This window comes from Bradyrhizobium sp. JR3.5 (assembly GCF_054057015.1).
The window spans coordinates 4,108,336-4,126,518 of the sequence record NZ_JBSRYV010000002.1; the positions used below are offsets into that span (position 1 = coordinate 4,108,336).

The 18,183-nt window shown below is 65.9% G+C and carries 18 protein-coding genes and 1 pseudogene; 9 read left to right on the plus strand and 10 right to left on the minus strand.

Going from position 1 to position 18,183, the window contains the following annotated elements; genetic code table 11:
* Positions 1-132: 132 nt before the first annotated feature.
* Both ACVWW1_RS36465 and rpsU read right to left on the minus strand, forming a co-directional pair.
* Entirely contained in the window at positions 133-792 is a 660-nt protein-coding gene (locus ACVWW1_RS36465) for a tetratricopeptide repeat protein (protein ID WP_456659213.1), read from the minus strand.
* A 113-nt stretch (positions 793-905) separates the two neighbouring features.
* Complete coding sequence (gene rpsU, locus ACVWW1_RS36470; protein WP_021078544.1) at positions 906-1,202, minus strand: 30S ribosomal protein S21; 297 nt, start codon at positions 1,200-1,202, stop codon at positions 906-908.
* A gap of 264 nt (positions 1,203-1,466) precedes the next feature.
* On the opposite strand from rpsU, the gene aqpZ reads away from it, so the two are divergent.
* Positions 1,467-2,189: an aquaporin Z gene (gene aqpZ, locus ACVWW1_RS36475; protein ID WP_092123506.1), complete on the plus strand. Its 723-nt coding sequence runs from the start codon at positions 1,467-1,469 to the stop codon at positions 2,187-2,189.
* 78 nt (positions 2,190-2,267) lie between these two features.
* Here the strand turns inward: aqpZ and ACVWW1_RS36480 are convergent, their stop codons facing one another.
* From ACVWW1_RS36480 to ACVWW1_RS36490, 3 genes are all read right to left on the minus strand, one after another.
* Positions 2,268-3,371, minus strand: coding sequence for a 5-(carboxyamino)imidazole ribonucleotide synthase (locus ACVWW1_RS36480; protein ID WP_456659214.1), 1,104 nt, complete (start codon positions 3,369-3,371; stop codon positions 2,268-2,270).
* Positions 3,368-3,856: a 5-(carboxyamino)imidazole ribonucleotide mutase gene (purE, locus tag ACVWW1_RS36485; RefSeq protein WP_176533674.1), complete on the minus strand. Its 489-nt coding sequence runs from the start codon at positions 3,854-3,856 to the stop codon at positions 3,368-3,370. Before purE ends, ACVWW1_RS36480 begins: the two co-directional genes overlap by 4 nt.
* 123 nt (positions 3,857-3,979) lie before the next feature.
* Positions 3,980-4,144: a hypothetical protein gene (locus ACVWW1_RS36490; RefSeq protein ID WP_456659215.1), complete on the minus strand. Its 165-nt coding sequence runs from the start codon at positions 4,142-4,144 to the stop codon at positions 3,980-3,982.
* Here ACVWW1_RS36490 and ACVWW1_RS36495 point away from each other — a divergent pair.
* On the plus strand, positions 4,143-4,718 hold the full coding sequence (locus tag ACVWW1_RS36495; protein ID WP_456659216.1) for a GGDEF domain-containing protein: 576 nt from the start codon (positions 4,143-4,145) through the stop codon (positions 4,716-4,718). The genes ACVWW1_RS36490 and ACVWW1_RS36495 overlap by 2 nt on opposite strands.
* 3 nt (positions 4,719-4,721) lie before the next feature.
* Here the strand turns inward: ACVWW1_RS36495 and ACVWW1_RS36500 are convergent, their stop codons facing one another.
* The 3 genes from ACVWW1_RS36500 to ACVWW1_RS36510 all read right to left on the minus strand — a co-directional run bounded on the left by ACVWW1_RS36500 (position 4,722) and on the right by ACVWW1_RS36510 (position 5,593).
* Positions 4,722-4,973, minus strand: coding sequence for a hypothetical protein (locus tag ACVWW1_RS36500; protein WP_050422668.1), 252 nt, complete (start codon positions 4,971-4,973; stop codon positions 4,722-4,724).
* A gap of 18 nt (positions 4,974-4,991) precedes the next feature.
* Entirely contained in the window at positions 4,992-5,201 is a 210-nt protein-coding gene (locus ACVWW1_RS36505) for a hypothetical protein (RefSeq protein ID WP_092123514.1), read from the minus strand.
* Positions 5,202-5,386: 185 nt separating this feature from the next.
* Positions 5,387-5,593, minus strand: coding sequence for a YdcH family protein (locus tag ACVWW1_RS36510; RefSeq protein WP_024583705.1), 207 nt, complete (start codon positions 5,591-5,593; stop codon positions 5,387-5,389).
* Positions 5,594-5,833: 240 nt separating this feature from the next.
* On the opposite strand from ACVWW1_RS36510, the gene ACVWW1_RS36515 reads away from it, so the two are divergent.
* Positions 5,834-6,019: a YdcH family protein gene (locus ACVWW1_RS36515; RefSeq protein WP_050422666.1), complete on the plus strand. Its 186-nt coding sequence runs from the start codon at positions 5,834-5,836 to the stop codon at positions 6,017-6,019.
* 94 nt (positions 6,020-6,113) lie between these two features.
* Here the strand turns inward: ACVWW1_RS36515 and ACVWW1_RS36520 are convergent, their stop codons facing one another.
* The gene (locus ACVWW1_RS36520) at positions 6,114-7,217 is read right to left on the minus strand and encodes an NAD(P)/FAD-dependent oxidoreductase (RefSeq protein ID WP_456659217.1); all 1,104 of its coding nucleotides are present in this window, start codon (positions 7,215-7,217) and stop codon (positions 6,114-6,116) included.
* A 274-nt stretch (positions 7,218-7,491) separates the two neighbouring features.
* Here ACVWW1_RS36520 and ACVWW1_RS36525 point away from each other — a divergent pair, with 274 nt between their 5' ends.
* From ACVWW1_RS36525 to ACVWW1_RS36535, 3 genes are all read left to right on the plus strand, one after another.
* The gene (locus tag ACVWW1_RS36525) at positions 7,492-10,179 is read left to right on the plus strand and encodes a sensor domain-containing protein (protein WP_456659218.1); all 2,688 of its coding nucleotides are present in this window, start codon (positions 7,492-7,494) and stop codon (positions 10,177-10,179) included.
* Positions 10,180-10,536: 357 nt separating this feature from the next.
* Complete coding sequence (locus tag ACVWW1_RS36530) at positions 10,537-12,060, plus strand: ABC-F family ATP-binding cassette domain-containing protein (protein WP_456659219.1); 1,524 nt, start codon at positions 10,537-10,539, stop codon at positions 12,058-12,060.
* A gap of 285 nt (positions 12,061-12,345) precedes the next feature.
* Positions 12,346-13,812 (plus strand): glycerol-3-phosphate dehydrogenase, encoded by a 1,467-nt coding sequence (locus tag ACVWW1_RS36535; RefSeq protein ID WP_456659220.1) that lies wholly within the window; start codon positions 12,346-12,348, stop codon positions 13,810-13,812.
* Between the two features lie 7 nt (positions 13,813-13,819).
* On the opposite strand, the gene ACVWW1_RS36540 is transcribed toward ACVWW1_RS36535, so the two are convergent.
* Positions 13,820-15,049: a tetratricopeptide repeat protein gene (locus ACVWW1_RS36540; protein ID WP_456660765.1), complete on the minus strand. Its 1,230-nt coding sequence runs from the start codon at positions 15,047-15,049 to the stop codon at positions 13,820-13,822.
* A 296-nt stretch (positions 15,050-15,345) separates the two neighbouring features.
* On the opposite strand from ACVWW1_RS36540, the gene ACVWW1_RS36545 reads away from it, so the two are divergent.
* The 3 genes and pseudogenes from ACVWW1_RS36545 (at position 15,346) to ACVWW1_RS36555 (ending at position 18,174) form a co-directional block, all read left to right on the plus strand.
* Positions 15,346-16,446, plus strand: coding sequence for an ABC transporter ATP-binding protein (locus ACVWW1_RS36545; protein WP_456660766.1), 1,101 nt, complete (start codon positions 15,346-15,348; stop codon positions 16,444-16,446).
* Positions 16,443-17,359, plus strand: a pseudogene (locus ACVWW1_RS36550) (ABC transporter permease). The gene ACVWW1_RS36545 and the pseudogene ACVWW1_RS36550 overlap by 4 nt, the downstream one beginning before the upstream one ends.
* Positions 17,359-18,174 carry an ABC transporter permease gene (locus tag ACVWW1_RS36555; protein WP_456659221.1) on the plus strand — a complete coding sequence of 272 codons (816 nt, stop codon included), beginning with the start codon at positions 17,359-17,361 and terminating at the stop codon, positions 18,172-18,174. Before ACVWW1_RS36550 ends, ACVWW1_RS36555 begins: the two are co-directional and overlap by 1 nt.
* Positions 18,175-18,183 lie beyond the last annotated feature (9 nt).

The following is an 18,183-nucleotide window of genomic DNA, read 5'->3' on the forward strand; positions in this document are numbered from 1 at the left end:
CGATACTCCTGTCTGAGGGGGTGGGCTCCAACACCCACATCCTCTCAGCCAGGAGGCGATCTATGCCACCTTGCCCCCTACGCCGCGGCAGCGGCTTCGTTCAATCCCGATTCCGGCAAAAAACAACATGCTCTAGCCGCCGGTGCGCGCCAGCCCGCTGCGCGCGCTTCCGTCATTTGGCCGCAGCGCGAGCGCGCGATTGTAGGACGCCGCTGCCTTGGCCCTATCGCCGAGCCGTTCATAGGCCTGGCCGCGCGCGCTCCACGCTGCAACATTGCTGGGATCGGCCTGCACGGCCTCGTCGAGGTCGGAGACGGCCTGCTTGGCCTTGTCGAGCGCGAGGTAGCTGGTGGCGCGGCCGACCAGCGGCTCGGCCTTCTGCGGCGACAGCCCGCTCGCCGCCGTGAAATCGTCGATCGCCTGCTGATGTTGGCCGCGGCCCTGATAGATCAGGCCACGGCCGTACAGCGCCTGGATGTTGTAAGGGTCGGCGGTCAGCGCCTGCTCGAATTCCGCCTGCGCCTCATCGACCTTGCCGGAATGCGCCAGCATCTGGCCGCGCGTGGCGTGATCCTTGGCGCTGTTGATGTCCTGTGGGGTGATGGTGTCAGCAGCAGGCTTGTCGGCAGCGGCAGCCTGTTTCGGCTTGTCGTCCGAGCCCCATGATCCCAGGTCGAAGGAACAGCCCCCGAGCGGCAGGCCGAGAACCACGGCCATGATGACGAGGTGCGCGGCACGACGGCGGTGCGCAGCTTCTGGGAGCGGGGAGCGGAGCGCCGGAACGGCCATCATGCAAAGTGCTCTTGCCGGTCGTTTTGCATGGGTACCCCGGAACACGGCTGGCTTCAAAACAACAGCGCGGGCCCGTGGCCCGCGCTGTTAGACTTCCATATCGGCAAAACGGTTCAGCGCGGTCCGCGACCGGCGCCTGCACCACCGGGACGGCCGCCACGGTCGCCACCGGGACCAGCGCCGAACACCGGCTTCGGCTTCATCGGCAGCAGGCCTTCGCGCTGCAGCTTCTTGCGCGCCAGCTTGCGTGCGCGGCGCACGGCTTCGGCCTTTTCGCGAGCCTTCTTCTCAGAGGGCTTTTCGTAGTGACCGCGGAGCTTCATCTCGCGGAAAATGCCCTCGCGCTGCATCTTCTTCTTCAGCGCCTTCAGGGCTTGGTCGACATTGTTATCGCGGACGAGAACCTGCACGCGGCATCCTCTTTTGAATTGATCGGTTCGGAATTCTGGCAAGGTAAAGGGGCGGCAAAAGGCCTGCCTCTTAACCCTAGGCGCGCGCATGTATCAGACAAACGCGCAGATGTCCACCGGTCGAGTGACTTTAGGGCCTAGTAAAGCCACGAAATGGGGCGAAAATGCCTTCGTGCGGCCCTGATTTGGGTGGTTTGGCGCCAAGACCGGGGCCGCTCCCGGAGTTTCAGATAACCCGGACATTGGAAATAGGGGAGATGCCACATGGACATGAAGAAATACGCGGCCGAGCTGATCGGTACGTTCTGGCTCACATTCGCTGGCTGCGGCAGCGCGGTGATCGCGGCCGGCTTTCCGCAAGTCGGGATCGGCCTGGTCGGCGTGTCATTGGCCTTCGGGCTCAGTGTGGTGACCATGGCCTATGCGATCGGCCATATCTCGGGTTGCCACCTCAACCCGGCCGTGACGGTCGGGCTCGCCGCGGGCGGCCGTTTCCCTGGCGGCCAGGTGCTGCCCTACATCATCGCGCAGGTCGCCGGCGCGATCATCGCGGCCTGGCTGCTCTATGTGATCGCCAGCGGCGCCCCCGGCTTCGACGTGACCAAGGGCTTCGCCTCCAACGGCTATGACGCGCACTCACCGGGCCACTACAGCATGGTGGTGTGCTTCATCACCGAAGTGGTGATGACCATGATGTTCCTGTTCATCATCATGGGATCGACCCACGGCAAGGCGCCCGCCGGCTTCGCGCCGCTCGCCATCGGCCTCGCGCTGGTGATGATCCATCTGGTCAGCATTCCCGTCACCAACACCTCGGTGAACCCGGCGCGCAGCACCGGGCCGGCTCTGTTCGTCGGCGGCTGGGCGCTGGGGCAGCTCTGGATGTTCTGGGTCGCGCCGCTGATCGGCGGCGCGCTCGGCGGCGTGATCTATCGCTGGCTCAGCGACGAGCCGACCGGCATCGTCGCCGGCGTCAAGACCGCGTGATCGGCTAATGGGATCGTGGTTGCCGCGATCCCATTTCCATCGATGGCGCGAAGGCGGCCAGCGGCTGCCGGTGTGGAATTACGGCTTGCGGGCCGGCGTCACTTCGGTGACGTGTCCCATCTTGCGGCCAGGGCGCGGCGTGCCCTTGCCGTACAGATGCACAGTGGCGCCGGGAACGGTGAGCCACTGCTCGTAGCTCAGGATGTCGTCGCCGATCAGGTTGGTCATGGTGACATCGCCGTGGCGCACCGGCTTGCCCAGCGGCCAGCCGGCGATCGCACGGATGTGCTGCTCGAACTGTGAGATCGAGGCACCGTCGAGCGTCCAGTGGCCGGAATTGTGCACGCGCGGCGCGATCTCGTTGACCAGCACCGTCGGTGTGTCCGTGCCTGTTACCACGAACATCTCCACCGCGAGCACGCCGACATAGTCGAGCGCCGCGGCGATCTTTTCGGCGATCGCCCGCGCCTGCGCCGCAAGCTCGTCGGGGATCGCGGCCGGCGCGCGGGAAGTTTTCAAGATGTGGTCGCGGTGCTCGTTCTCGGTGACGTCGAAGCACTCGACCTCGCCGGAAGCTGAGCGGGCCGCGATCACCGAGATCTCGCGCTCGAACGGCACGAAGGCCTCGAGGATGGCTGACTTGGTGCCGAGGTCCTGCCAGACCTGCTCGAGGTCGTCGCCGGCGCGGATGATGGCCTGGCCCTTGCCGTCATAGCCGAAGCGGCGGGTCTTGATCACGGCGGGCAGGCCGATCCGTTCGATCGCTGCGCGTAGCGTGGCGACCGAGGAGACGTCGGCGTAATCGGCGGTGCCGATCCCGAGCTTGCTGACGAAATCCTTCTCGATCAGCCGGTCCTGCGTGGTCTCAAGGATCTTCTGTGCGGGCAGCACCGGACGGCGCGCGGCGAGCACCATCGCGGTCGCAGCCGGGACATTCTCGAACTCATAGGTGACGACGTCGACGTCGTTGGCGAACAGTTCGAGCGCCTCGACGTCGGCATATTCCGCGCAGGTCGCGTTCTGCACCACGTCGAAGGCCGGCGAGTCCGGATCCGGCGAAAACACCTGGCAGCGGAGCCCGAGGCGCGCGGCGGCAAGCACCAGCATCCGGCCCAATTGTCCGCCGCCGAGGATTCCAATGGTGTCGCCCGGCTTCAGCTTCACGAGGTTCGAAGCCGTCACGCCGAGCCCTCCGGATGCTCCTTGACCGCATCGGTCTGCTGCGTGCGCCAGGCCGCAAGGCGGGCCGACAATGCAGGATCGTTGAGCGCGAGCACACTCGCCGCGAGCAACGCGGCATTGATCGCTCCGGCCTTGCCGATCGCCAGCGTCCCGACCGGGATGCCGGCCGGCATCTGCACGATCGAGTACAGCGAATCGACGCCGGACAGCGCCTTCGACTCGACGGGAACCCCGAACACCGGAAGCTCCGTCAGCGCGGCCGTCATGCCCGGCAAATGGGCGGCACCGCCGGCGCCGGCAATGATCACCTTGTGCCCGGCCGCCTTGGCGCCCTTGGCAAAGGCATAGAGCCGGTCGGGGGTGCGGTGCGCCGAAACGATGCGCGTTTCGCAGGCAACGCCCAGCGCGGCCAGGGTCTCGGCGGCATGGCGCATGGTCTCCCAGTCGGACTGGCTTCCCATGATGATGGCGATCGGAGCGGTCATCTCTTCAATTCTGTGCAGGAATCCAAAAGCATAGGCCGATTATAGGGGCGGCCCGGGCGTCATCCAAGGCGTGGCAAGGGAGTTAGAATGGACTATCCTGTCTTGGTGAATCCCGGCAAGCCTTCATAAGCAGGCCTCAACAAGGATGCGCATGAAGAAGAAGACGACGGCGGCGGCCTCCGGGGCGGCAAAACGACGAAAAGGCGCGCCCGCCGCGCGCAAATCCGCACCCGGCAGGACGGCAACAACGGGGACTGGAACCAAAGCGGCTGGAACCGAAGCTTCCATGCGAGGCGCGGTCGCGTCCGGCGACAAATCTACGATCCGCAGGTTGCGGGCGCAGCTGGCGCGGGCCCAGGCCCGGATCGAGGAGCTGCAGGCCTCCGCCGAGACCGACTTCCTGCTCGACATCCTGAACCGGCGCGGCTTCGAGCGCGAGCTCGTCCGTTCGCTCTCCTTCATCAAGCGCTATCAGGCCTCCGGCGCGCTGATCGTGCTCGACGTCGATCGCCTCAAGCCGATCAACGATGCGTTCGGGCACGCGGCAGGCGACGAGGTGCTGAAGACGATCGTCGCTGCGATATCGGACCAGGTGCGCGCCTCCGACGTGATCGGCCGTCTCGGTGGCGACGAGTTCGCGGTGCTGCTGTGGAATCTCAGCGAGACCGATGCCCGCGCCAAGGCGGCTGCGCTGGAAGAGGCGATCGACCGCCTGACCTTCGTGTTCCGCGGCAGCCGCGTCTCCGCGGGCGCTTCCGCTGGTGTTGCGATCCTCACCGCACATTCGGATGCCGATCGCGTGCTCGATGAGGCTGATCGTGCGATGTATGTGCGCAAGGCGCAGCGGCGCCACGAATCCTGAAAATTACAGCGCGCTCAGATCCTCCGGCACATTGCCGTAGGCCCGCAGCAGCTTGGCATCGCCGAATTCGCCGATCGCGGGATCGCCGGTGCGGCTGAACGCGACGGCGCCGATGCTGCCGGGCATCCGCGACATCGTCTCCGCCCGGCGCAGTGCGATCGCCGAGCTCTGGCATTCCTCGGCACTGCCGGCAACCGGCGTGCCGTCGTCGTCCTGCATGAAAGGCAGCGCCACGTAGTAGGTCACGTCAGCCATTGCTGTGCTCCCTGAAGATCAGGCGGCATCACTCGCCGCATGGGTTCGCGCCGGCACGCAGCCGGCCGCGATCGCGGCCTGCAATTCCTCGAGCTCGGCTTCCAGATATTCGTTGGCCATGATCAGCGCCTTGATGGTGCTGCGCAGGTTGCCGTCGCACATCGCGATCGCCTGATCGCACGCCTGCTCGTAGCGGCTGTTGTCGGGCAGGGAAGGCGGTGCGGACATGGTCAAACTCCCTCTGATGGCTGGCGGCTGGATCGGTATGTTCTTATTTTGTTCTTTTGGAGTCAAGCGCCGAAAGGCACGCCCGCGTCCGTTGCCGCGAACGTGAAGCCAATGAGGCGCTGTGGATGACGGGGAAAACCGCCGCTGGATCTGAACCAACGGGCCGCCGAACCGCAGAGACGGCGTCAGGCGATGATGTCGGGCGTGATCTGATCTTCGATGAAGGCGATGCGGTCGCGCAATTGCAGCTTCCGCTTCTTCAAGCGTTGCAGCATCAAGAGATCCGGCGCCGGCGATTGATGCAGCGCGTCGATCGCGGCATCGAGGTCGCGGTGCTCTTGTTGCAGACGCGCAAGCTCGGCGAGGAGTTCGCGCTCATCCTGATCGTTCATGGTTGTGTATTGACTGGTAAGCACGACGAGGTTGTTGCGGCCGAAGCAGCCGCTCGCCGGAATATCCTCCCTGAGCGCGCGCGGCGCAAGCCGAACCGGTTCCATAGTCACGATTAGTTACAGATAAACCGAAATGAGTGCGTGCGGCATTTCGCGTCCCCTATCGACAGCACCGCCCACTCGTGTAGACTTATTGGTCCGGATCGAACCTGAGGTTTAACGCACCGAGGAGTGTTCGCAATGGCAATACAGGCCCATCTCGTTGAGCTGGAGCGTAAGCACAAAATACTTGAGAACGAACTGCACGAAGCGCTCGTTCATCCCTCCGTAGACGATCTCCACATTTGCGAGCTCAAGCGCCGCAAGTTGATGGTCAAGGACCAAATCGAGCGGTTGAGACTTTCCGCCGATGACACGGTCCACTAAGCCGGTTCCTCCGCAAATTAGCAAATAATCTGGGCCTTTCACCGAGGGATGAACGCCGCGGCGCGCATCCCCCGGGAGGTCATGCTGCATTTGCTCAGAGCTCCGCCAGCTCGCCGACATGGTCGGCGACCGCGAGCGATGATGTCAGTCCGGGCGATTCGATCCCGAACAGGTTGATCAGACCCGCGACGCCGTGATCAGCCGGTCCCTGGATCAGGAAATCCTGGGTCGCGACCGCCGGCGGCACGATCTTGGGCCGGATTCCGGAATAGCTCGGCATCAGCGCCCCGTCCGGCAGGGTCGGCCAGTATTTCCGGATCGCCGGATAGAACCGCTTGGCCCGATCAGGGTCGACGGCATAATCGATGTGATCGATCCATTCGACGTCGGGGCCGAACCTCGCCTGTCCGGCCATGTCGAGCGTCAGGTGCACGCCGAGCCCGCCGGGCTCCGGCACCGGATAGATCAGGTGCGAGAACGGCGCCCTGGCGCTGCAGCTGAAGTAATTGCCCTTGGCCAGATAGGCCGTTGGAATCAACTCGATCGGCATGCCCTCGACGTTGCGCGCGACGGCCGTTGCGCCGAGGCCGGCGGCATTGACCAGGAGATCGCAGGCCAGCGTCATGGGCGCCGCGCCGCCGGCCTCGATCTCGAACCCGTTGGCCGTGGCCCTGGCGTGGAGCAGCGGCGTATGGAAGGCGAATGCCGCTCCGGCCGCCTCGGCGTCGCCGCGCAGCGCCAGCATGTAGGCATGGCTGTCGATGATCCCGGTGGAGGGCGACAGCAGCGCCGCGTCGCAGTTCAGCGCCGGCTCCAGTGCGCGTGCCGCCTCGCCGGATAATTGCTGCATGTCGTCGACGCCGTTGGCCTCGGCATGGGCCTGGATCGACCGCAGTTTTTCGGTCTCTTTGGCCGTGGTGGCAACGATCAGCTTGCCGCAATTCCTGTGTGCGATGCCGTGCTCGGCGCAGTAACGGTAAAGTGCCCGCTTGCCGCTGACGCACATCCGCGCCATCAGACTGCCGGCCCGGTAGTAGATGCCGGCGTGGATCACCTCGCTGTTCCGCGACGAGGTCACCGTGCCGATCCCTTCGGCCTCCTCGATCACAATCACTTCGCGGCCGGCCTGTGCCAGCCGGCGCGCCACCGCGAGGCCGATCACCCCCGCACCGACGACCACACAATCAACCCTGTCCATCTCGTCCTTCAGATCCGACCATTCCCGCGCGGCGATGCTCCCGCTGTTGCCGCTAACAATCGTTCAGCCGATCCGATCGTTTTGGGCAAGTGCTTATTAGGCAAGTGCTTGGGCTATCTCAAATAGTTGGGGAGCCATGCTCAGTTAGTGGCGCATTAATCATGTCAGGGCAATTGCCGTACATTAAGTGGCATTTTCCAGTTGCATCCCTACGCGTTTACCCGATCCAAACCGCCCGAGCCGGACACTCGCCCCGGAAATCCGCGGGTGATTGATGGCTGGCAGGAAGTGGCAGGCGGGCGGGAAGAATTCTATTCCGGCAAGGGCCGTCCTTTGCCTGATCGCGGCCGTCGTGCCGGTCGGTGCAGCCCGGGCCGCCTCCGCCGCCTTCGCCCCGTCGATCTATCTTGGTGACCTCGATCCCGGTGTGGTCTGGGAGCTGCTGATCGGCAGCGTGGTGGTTGCCTCCTTCCTCGGCGCGGTCGGGCTGTGGATCCTTTCGGCCCTGCGCAAGGCCAAGCGCGCGCAACTGCGGCGCAACGCCTTCGTGTCGTCCGCCCTCAACCATCTGAACCAGGGCGTGGTGATGACTGATGCGCGTGAGCGCATCGTGTTCTGCAACGACCGCTATCTCGACATCTACGGCCTGTCGCGCGCCGACATCAAGCGCAACATGACCGGCACCGAGCTGTTGGAGCTGCGCCGCGACCGCGGCGTGCTCGACATCAGCGCCGAGGATTTCTTCGCCAGGGCCGCAGCGCCCGATGGGCTGGTCACCGAACTGCCCGGCGGCCGATCGGTGCTGGTGAAATATTTTCCGCTGCCGAACGGCGGCTCGGTCGCGACCCATCTCGATTGCACCGACCAGCGCAAGCTGTCGCGCAAGCTCGCCTCGACCACGCAATTCCTCGAATCCGTGCTCGACAACGTCCCGGTCTGCGTCGCGGCCAAGAACATCGAGGACGGCCGCTACATCTTCGCCAATCGCGCGTTCGAGCGCTTCTCGCGCTTCTCGCGCGATCACATCGTGGGCAAGCGCGCCGACGAGATCTTCCGTCCCGAGACCGCCGTCAGTATCGACACCGCCGACCGCGCCGCGCTGGACGCGCCGGAAGGCTATCACCGCAGCGAATTCTTCGTCGAACGCGGCTCGGAGAGGCGCATCCTGGCATCGAACCGCGTGATCGCCCGCAACGAGGCCGGCGATCCGGAATTCCTGATCGCGCTGTTCGAGGACGTCACCGACCGCCGTTCGCTGTCGCGCGAGCTCGAGAACAACAAGAAATTCCTCGAGCTCGTGGTCGACAACATCCCGGTCTCGCTGATCGTGCAGCGCGTCAGCGACGGCCGCTATCTCCTGGCCAACCGCAGCGCCGAGACGATCCTCAACCGCCGCCGCGAAGACGCCGCCGGGCTCACCGCTTCCGACATCTTCAATGCGCGCGAAGCCAAGCTGATCGTCGCCCGCGACGAGGCTGCGATCAGGAAGCGCAGCATGATCGCCGAGGAGCACCCGATCTCGACCAAGGACGGCCTGCGGCTGTTCCTGACCCGCCGCATGACCGTGCTCGACGACCATGGCGAGCCGCAATATCTGATCAAGACCCATGAGGACGTCACCGACCGGCGCCAGACCGAGTCGCGCATGGCGCACATGGCCTATCACGACGGCCTGACCGATCTGCCGAATCGCGCCGCCTTCCTGCAGGCGCTGACCCAGATGATCGAGGCCTGCGACGGCACCGACGAGGAGTTCGCCGTACTCTGCGTCGATCTCGACGGGCTGAAGGAGATCAACGACGTCTACGGCCACGCGATGGGCGACAAGGTGCTGATCGAAGTCGCGCAGCGCTTGCAGACCGTGGCGCGCGGCGGCGTGGTTGCGCGGCTGTCCGGCGACGAATTCGGCCTCATCATCGACGGCCAGCAGCCGGCCGCGGGCATTGCGCTGGCCGAGCAGGCCGCCGAGGCGTTGGGTGAGGATTTCGCGATCGACGGCAAATCGGTGCGCACCGGCCTCACCACCGGCATTGCGGTGTTCCCGCACAACGGATCCGACGCCGCCTCGCTGCTGGCCAATTCGGGCGCGGCGCTGTTCCGCGCCAAGGCCAAGTCGCGCGGCACGATCTCCATCTTCGAGCCGGAGATGGACCAGCAGATCCGCGATCGCCGCGTGCTGCATCAGGAGCTGTCGGTCGCGATCAAGAACGGCGAATTGTCGCTCTACTATCAGCCGCAGGCGGCCACCGGCGCGAGCGTTGCGGGCAGCCAGATCATCGGTTTCGAGGCGCTGGCGCGCTGGCACCATCCGGTACGCGGCTTCGTGCCGCCCAGTGACTTCATTCCGCTCGCGGAAGAAAGCGGCCTGATCGTCGAAATGGGCGAATGGATTTTGCGCGAAGCCTGCCGTGAGGCCGCCTCCTGGGCGGTGCCGATGCAGGTCGCCGTGAACCTGTCGCCGGCGCAGTTCACCCATGGCGACCTCGTCGGGCTCGTGCATTCGATCCTGCTCGAGACCGGGCTGACGCCCGATCGCCTCGAGCTTGAAATCACCGAGGGCGTGCTGATCGAGGATTTCGACCGCGGCCTGTCGCTGCTGCGGCGGCTGAAGGCGCTCGGCGTGCGCATCTCGATGGATGATTTCGGCAGCGGCTATTCCTCGCTGAGCTATCTGCAGGCGTTTCCGTTCGACAAGATCAAGATCGACCGCGCTTTCGTCATCAATCTCGGCCGCAATCCGCAATCGGCCGCGATCGTCCGCGCGGTCATCGATCTCGGTCACGGCCTCGAAATGTCGATCGTCGCCGAAGGCGTCGAGACCGAAGCGCAGCTCAGCTTCCTCTCCGAGGAAGGTTGCGACGCGGTGCAGGGGTATCTGATCGGCCGGCCCGCCCCGATCGGTCAATTTGCCGCGCTGATCGGCGGCGACCGGCTCGCCGAAACCGTGCGCAGGGCCGGGTAAATTGGCCCGGTCCGCCGGACTCGCCCGGTCGGCGGCGCTTGCCATCCGTGGCGCGTCCGGCTAAATCTCGGCCCACCACAACATTCTTGCCGAGAAAGGAGGGCTGCGTCGTGGCGAGATTCACCGATCCCCACCTCAAGCGTGGCCCCGTCAACGCCCTGCAAATGCGTTTGCAGGGCTGACCGGAAACTCGGACAAAATCTCTTCCTGGTCTGCCCTTCGTGGCCGTGCGGCGTCGAACGTTTGAGCGTTCGCGCCTGCATTTGAATCCCTCGCCGCGCACCGACACGCACATCCGATGATGGCTGGACGCCTCTGGATGACGTCGTGATCGCCGGCAAGACCAGAGAATTGATCGTGACCCTCATCAATGTACGCAATCTCGGTGTGACGCTGAACGCGCCGCTGTTTTCCGAACTGAATTTTGTCGTCAATGCCGGCGACCGGATCGGGCTCGTCGCCGCCAACGGCCGGGGCAAATCCACGCTGCTGCGCTGTATCGCAGGCAGCATGGAGCCCAATGAAGGCGACATCACCCGTTCGCGTGGCCTGACCGTCGGCCATGTCGAGCAGGATGCGCCGCCGAGGCTGCTCGATACCCCGTTCCATGCCGCCGTGCTCGAGGCACTACCCGGCGAGCAGCGCGCTAGCGAGGGTTGGCGGGTTGACGTCGCCTTGCAATCGCTGGAGGTGCCGGAGGAGTTGTGGGCACGATCGCTCAAGCAATTGAGCGGCGGTTGGCTGCGGCTTGCGCTGCTCGCCCGCGTGCTGGTGACCGAGCCCGACGTGCTGCTGCTCGACGAGCCGACCAACCATCTCGACCTCGCCAAGATCGGCCGGCTTGAGGCCTGGCTGAATACGCTGCCGCGCGAGATGCCGGTGGTGATCGCAAGCCACGATCGCGCCTTCCTCGATGCGACCACCAACCGGACGCTGTTCCTGCGCCCGGAGCGGTCGCAGCTGTTCGCGTTGCACTACACCGCGGCGCGCGCGGCGCTCGACGAATTCGATGCCTCGGACGAGCGGCGCTTTCAGCGCGACATGAAGACCGTCCGGCAGCTCCGGCAGCAGGCCGCCAAGCTCAACAACCTCGGCATCAACTCCGGCAGCGACCTTCTGCTGTCGAAGACCAAGCAGCTGAAGCAACGTGCCGAGAGACTGGAGGAGACGGCGAAACCGGCGCATGTGGAACGCTCGGCCGGCACGATCCGCCTCGCGAATCGCGACACCCATGCCAAGGTTCTGATCAGGCTGAACAACGCCGCGATCGCGACCCCCGACGGCAGGCCGTTGTTCAGGACCGGCCAGCAGTTCATCTGCAAGGGCGACCGGATCGCGCTGCTCGGACCGAACGGCGCGGGCAAGACCCGGTTCGTCGCGGCGCTGCGGCTCGCGATCGAGGACGCGGAGGCCGCACCCGCCGAGATCAGGGCCACCGAGTCGCTGGTGCTTGGCTATTGCGATCAGGCGCTGGCCGATCTGGTGGACAGCGACACGCCGATGCGCATGCTGACGCGGCGTTTCGAGGTCGGCGATCAGCGAGCGCGCGGCCTGCTCGCCGGCGCCGGGCTCTCGATCGAGATGCAGGGCCGTCCGATCGGGCGGCTGTCGGGCGGGCAGAAGGCCCGGCTCGGCATGCTGGTGCTACGGCTTACCCAGCCGAACTTCTATCTGCTCGACGAGCCGACCAACCACCTCGACATCGAGGGCCAGGAGGCGCTGGAGGAGGAACTGATGGAGCAGCAGGCCAGCTGCCTCCTGGTGTCGCACGACCGCCAGCTCGTACGCACGGTGGCCAACCGGTTCTGGGTGATCGAAGGCAAGAGGCTGATCGAGGCCGACGGCCCCGAACACTTCTTTGCCTCGGTCACAGCAGTATGATGAAGGCAGGTTGAATCAGTCTTGCGGCACACTGGCTGCACCTCTCCCGCTTGCGGGGGAGGTCGCATCGCGTCGAAGATGCGATGCGGGTGGGGGCTCTCTCCACAATATGACTTGCGGAGAGAGCCCCCACCCCAGCCCTCCCCCGCAAGCGGGAGAGGGGGCGCACTGCCTTCGCGATTGCCATTCAATCTAATCTCGTCGTGCTTTAGAGCCGCGCCCTTGACGCACTTCTTTTCCGCGAACACGTATTTCGTTCGCATTGAAATGCGATAGGCGTTGGGCATGGCGGACTGTGACGTCGCGATCATCGGCGGTGGCCTGAACGGCACGAGCGTTGCGCGTGATGCGGCCGGCCGCGGCCTGCGCGTGATCCTGCTGGAGCAGGGCGATCTCGGCTCCGGCGCGTCGCAGGCCTCGCCGCGGCTGGTCCATGGCGATCTGGCCGGGCTGGAGCGGCGGGAGTTCTTCCGCGTCCGTCGGGCCCTCAGGGAACGCGATGTGTTGCTGCGCATCGCGCCGCATCTGCTGCGGCCGATGCGCTTTGCGATCCCGGCGCATGCCGAGGAGCGGCCGCCGTGGCAATTGCGGTCGTTGCTGCTGCTCTACGAGCGGTTGGCGTCGCGCAGCGGCCTGCCGCGCTCGACGACGCTGGATGTCACCCACCATCCGGTCGGCAATGCGTTGAAGCGGCCGTTCGGAACCGCGTTCGAATATTCCGACTGCGTTGTCGACGATTCGCGGCTCGTCGTGCTCAACGCGGTCGATGCCGCGGCGCGCGGCGCCGATATTCGCACCGGCGCGCGCGTGACCCGGGCCGAGCGCGGCGAGACCTGGCGGCTGGTCGCGATCGACCGCGGCTATCGGCGGGTGATCACGGCGCGGTCGCTGGTCAACGCGACCGGCGCGTGGACCGCCTCCGTCGCCGACACCGTGTTGCGCGTGCCGGCGCCACCGCTTGCGACCGTGCAGATCAGCCAGATCGTGGTGCGCCGCCTGTTCGACTGCGACAACGTCTATGCGTTCCAGAACTCCGACGGACAATTGATCTTCGCCAGCCCCTATGAGCGCGACTTCACCCTGATCGGCAGCATCAGTCATGCCTTCAAGGGCGATCCCGCCATTGTCGCGATGGGTGTGCGCGAAGTGGCCTATCTCTGCGACGCGGCCAATCGCTATTTTCGCGAGCAGATCACCCCGGCCGATGTGCTGCGAACGATTTCCGGCGCCAATTCCGTCGTCGCTCCCGCGCGCCGGCGCAGCAGCGATGGTGCCGCATCGCTCGACTTCAGGCGCGGCAAGGCGCCGCTGCTCACCATCTTCGGTGGCGACGTCACCACCTCGCGGCGCCGTGCCGAGCGGGCGGTCTCGGAGTTCACGCGGTTCTATCCGATGACGCCGCGCTGGACCGCAACCGTGCCGCTGCCGGGCGGCGAATTCGCGTGGCAGCGCTTCGAGACCGAGGTCGACATCGCGCGCGACCGCTGGCGCTTCCTCGGCGAGGACGAGGCGCGGCGGCTGGTGGCCGCCTACGGGCTGAACGTGAAGGATATCCTGGGCGAGGCGAAGCAGAAGGTCGATCTCGGCCCAGCCTTCGGCCCGGAACTGACTGGAGCTGAGGTGCGCTACCTCATGCACAAGGAATGGGCGCGCTTTCCCGACGATATCCTGTGGCGCCGCTCCAAGCTCGGCCTGACCATGCCGCAAGCCGATCAGGATGCGCTCGCGGCGTTCATGGCGAAGCTGGATTGAGTTTCGGCTATTGCCTTGCCGCCTCCTGTGACCAGGCGAGGTCACGCTTGGATGGACGGCGATGCAGCCGCTCCGAGATCAGGCCCGTTGCTTGCCGGCCTTGACCCGCGCGGAGGCACGCGACGATGAAGGTGTCCTCCCACAATTCGCGTTGCGCATGGCTGCCGCCGATCCGCACCAGTTCGGGCATCAGCGGCGCCAGGATGCGCACGGCGCGCTCATGGTCGCCGGCAGCGAAGGCGGCAACGCCCCGGCCGAGCCCGATCGCGGCAGGGCCGGGCGCCAGCTTGCCGTCGGCATCGCGCGCCGCCATCTCGGCCAATCGCGTCTCCAGCGCATCGTTGTTCGTCGTGGCTGCGACCAGCGCGTGGTGCACGTCGGCGAAATGCGCGCCGGCCTTCGGGAAGTAGCCGTCGCCATAGGCGGCGACATCCTTCCAGTGCGACTCGAGGCCGGTCTTGCCGGCGACCGACAGCCGCCACAGCAGCGAGGCCGTATCGGTATAGATATTGAGCGGCGGATAGGGCCGGTTCGCCGGCTTGATGTGCTGCTCGTAAATGCCGAGCGCGCCGTCGGCGTCGCCTTCCTCGATCGCGATCAAGGCGAGGTGCCAGGCGAGATGGCCCTGCAGGAAGCTGGTGCGATCATTCGCCGGCAGCCAAGCGGAGAGGAAGCTGCGGCCTTCCGCCGCGTCGCCTTGCTCGAACAGCGCATGCGCCACCGCGTGCGCGGCGCCGGCGTTCTCCGGCTTCAACGCATAGCCGCGCTCGGTGATGGCGCGGCCCGAGACGAGGTCGCCGGCTTCGGTCTTGGACCAGCCGAGGTAGGTGAGGAACCACCAATCGTCGCCATAGTCGCTGGCGTAACGTTCGGAGATCGCGAGCCGCGCGGTGTCATGGTCGGGCCGGCCGGAGAAGGCGTAGAGGCCGAAGGCGCCGAGCAACAGCGACAGCACCTGCGCATCGCGCGGATATTCGGCGAGATGCTGCTCGGCCGCGGTCATCGCCTTCTTGCCCTGGCCCTCGATCACGGACGCGATGATCTCGATGTGCTGGCGCTCGCGCGGACTCGCGGCCGCCGCCAGCCGCCGCGCATCGTTTGCCTTGGCGCGCGCCTTGGCGCCCTCCATGTTGAGCTGATGCACGCGGGCACGGCCGAGATGGGCCAACGCGAAATCGGGGTCCTCGGCGATCGCCGCCTCGAACGCTGAGTCAGCGCCGTGCAGCGCCGCGAGCATGCGATCGACGCCGTCGACATAGTACGCGGCGGCGCGGTCCGAGGTGGTGGTCAGTGGCAGGCCGTAGCGGTCGTGAATCATCGGTTGTCCTCCCGAATTTGGCTGCGAAGTCTAGCAGAGGCGCGAAAGCCGACAATATTGCGGGAGATGTCCGTGAGGCGGTTGAGCCGGTGGCGATCCGCCGCTAGCTTGCCGCCAGGATTCGACCTTGCGGGGAATCGGGGCTTGCGGACGTGACATCGGGCGAAGCGAGTGGGGAGGCGGCAAAGCCGTTGCCTGAACCGGCCGTCTCGGACATGCCGCTGCTGCGGATCGAGGGCGTCGCCAAGTCGTTCGGCAATTTCCGCGCGGTCGACCGGCTCTCGCTCGACGTCCGCGCCGGCGAGTTCTTCGCGCTGCTCGGCCCGAGCGGCTGCGGCAAGACCACGCTGCTCCGTATGCTCGCAGGCTTCGAGACCCCGGACGAGGGCCGCATCCTGCTCGGCGGCAGCGACATCGCCCAGGTGCTGCCGCATGAGCGGCCCGTCAACATGATGTTCCAGAACTATGCGCTGTTCCCGCATCTGTCGGTGCGCGACAACATCGCCTTCGGCCTCAGGCGCGCCGGCATGGCGCGTCGCGATATTGCGACCCGCGTTGCCGAGATGGTGGCGCTCGTCAAGCTCGAGGGGCTCGAGAAGCGCAAGCCCGATCAGCTCTCCGGCGGGCAGCGACAGCGCGTCGCGCTGGCGCGCTCGCTGGCGCGCCGCCCGCAGGTGTTGCTGCTCGACGAGCCGCTCGCCGCGCTCGACAAGAAACTGCGCGAGAGCACGCAAGGCGAGCTGATGGAGCTGCAACGCCGGCTCGGGATGACCTTCATCATCGTCACTCACGATCAGGAAGAGGCGATGACGATGGCCGGCCGGATCGGGGTGATGGATGCCGGCCGTCTGGTCCAGGTCGCCACCCCGCGCAATCTCTACGAGGCACCGGCCTCGCGCTGGATCGCCGAGTTCGTCGGCGATATCAATCTGTTCAACGGCCAGGTCGCGGCCCGTGAGAATGGACGGTTGACGGTCTCGACCGCAGAAGCAGGCACGCTCGCGGTCAGCGAGCTGTGGCCGCCGGTGACCAAGGAGGTGGTCAGTGTCGCGATCCGGCCCGAGAAGGTGAAGCTGTCGCGCCGCGCGCCGGCCTCGGACGCGGGTGCATCGCAGACGATCAACCGGCTGGAGGGCGTCGTCACTGATGTCAACTACCTCGGCGGCGTGACGAGCTACCGGGTGAAGCTGGAATCCGGCGCGGTGGTGCGCTCGTCGATGGCCAATACCGCGCGGCTCGATGTCGACGCCTATCTCGCCGGCCAGCGCGTGGTGGCGTGGTTCACCGCCGACGACTGCCTGGTACTCGAGCAATGAGCGCGCGCCGCATCTTCGCCCGGCCGGCGCGGCTCGCCGCGATCGCGCCCTACCTCTGGATGGTGCTGTTCTTCCTGGTGCCGTTCGGCTTCGTGCTGAAGATCAGAGCCTGTCGCAGACCGCGATCGCGCAGCCGCCCTATACGCCGGTGTTCGATATCACCGAGGGGGGCGCAGCGCTGGCCGCGGCGTTCGCGCAATTGTCGTTCGACAATTTCCGCCTGCTGCTGCAGGACAATCTCTACATCCTGTCCTATCTGCGCAGCCTCGTCGTCGCCGTGGCCTCGACGCTGATCCTGCTGCTGATCGGTTACCCGATCGCGTACGGCATGGCGCGGCTGCCGCAGCGCTGGCAGGGCGTGGCGATGATGCTGGTCATCGTGCCGTTCTGGACTTCATTTCTGATCCGCATCTATGCCTGGATCAACATCCTGCAGCATGACGGCCTGCTCAACCAGATCCTGCTGGCGCTGCACATCGTGTCCGCGCCGGTGGTCTGGCTGTCGACCGATAGCGCAATGTATCTCGGCATCGTCTACTCCTATCTGCCGTTCATGATCCTGCCGCTCTATGCGACGCTCTCGAAGATGGATGCGTCGCTCCTGGAAGCGGCGGGCGATCTCGGCGCCTCGCCGCTGCAGGCGTTCTGGCTGGTGACGTTCCCGCTGTCGCTGCCGGGCGTCGGCGCCGGCGCGCTGCTCTGTTTCATTCCGATCGTCGGCGAGTTCGTGATTCCCGATCTGCTCGCCGGTTCCAATTCGCTGATGATCGGGCAGACGCTGTGGCTCGAGTTCTTCACCAACAAGGACTGGCCGGTGGCGTCAGCCGCGGCGGTCGCGTTGTTGCTGCTGCTGGTGCCGCCGCTCGTGCTTTACGACCGCCTGCAACGCCGCCAACTCGAGAGTAATCGCTGATGGCTGGCACCGTCACCAGGTTGACGCGCTTCAACATGACGTCGCTGGCGCTGGGGCTGGCGTTCCTTTATCTGCCGATCGTCATCCTGGTGATCTATTCCTTCAACGCCTCGCGGCTGGTGACGGTGTGGGGCGGCTGGTCGCTGCGCTGGTACCACGAGTTCTTCAGCGATCGCGCCATGCTGGAGGCGGCGTGGATGAGCCTGTCGGTCGCCGCGGTGTCGGCGACGCTGGCGACATTGCTGGGCACGCTGGCGGCGGTCGGGCTGGCGCGCGGGGAGCGGTTCCGGGGGCGGGCGCTGTTCTCCGGCATGCTGTATTCGCCGCTGGTGATGCCCGAGGTGATCTCCGGCCTGTCGCTGCTGCTGCTGTTCGTGGCGCTGAATGCCGAACGCGGCTTCTGGACGGTGACGATCGCCCACACCACGCTGACGATGTGCTTCGTCACCGTCGTGGTGCAGTCGCGCCTCGCCACGCTCGACCGCAGCCTGGAGGAGGCCGCGATGGACCTCGGCTGCGATCCGGTGCGCGCGTTCCTCTTGGTGACGCTGCCGCTGATCGTGCCGGCGATCATAGCCGGCTGGATGCTCGCCTTCACGCTGTCGCTCGACGACGTCGTGATCGCGAGCTTCACCACCGGTCCCGGCTCGGCGACGCTGCCGATCCGGATCTATTCCGAGGTCCGGCTCGGCGTGAAGCCCGAGATCAACGCGATCTGCACGTTGGTGATCGCGCTGATCGCCGTGATCATCGTGGTCGCCTCGTTCGCCTCGAAACTGTCGAGCTCGCAGGGCGAGAGCGCCGCGCCGCTGTAGATTCTTGTT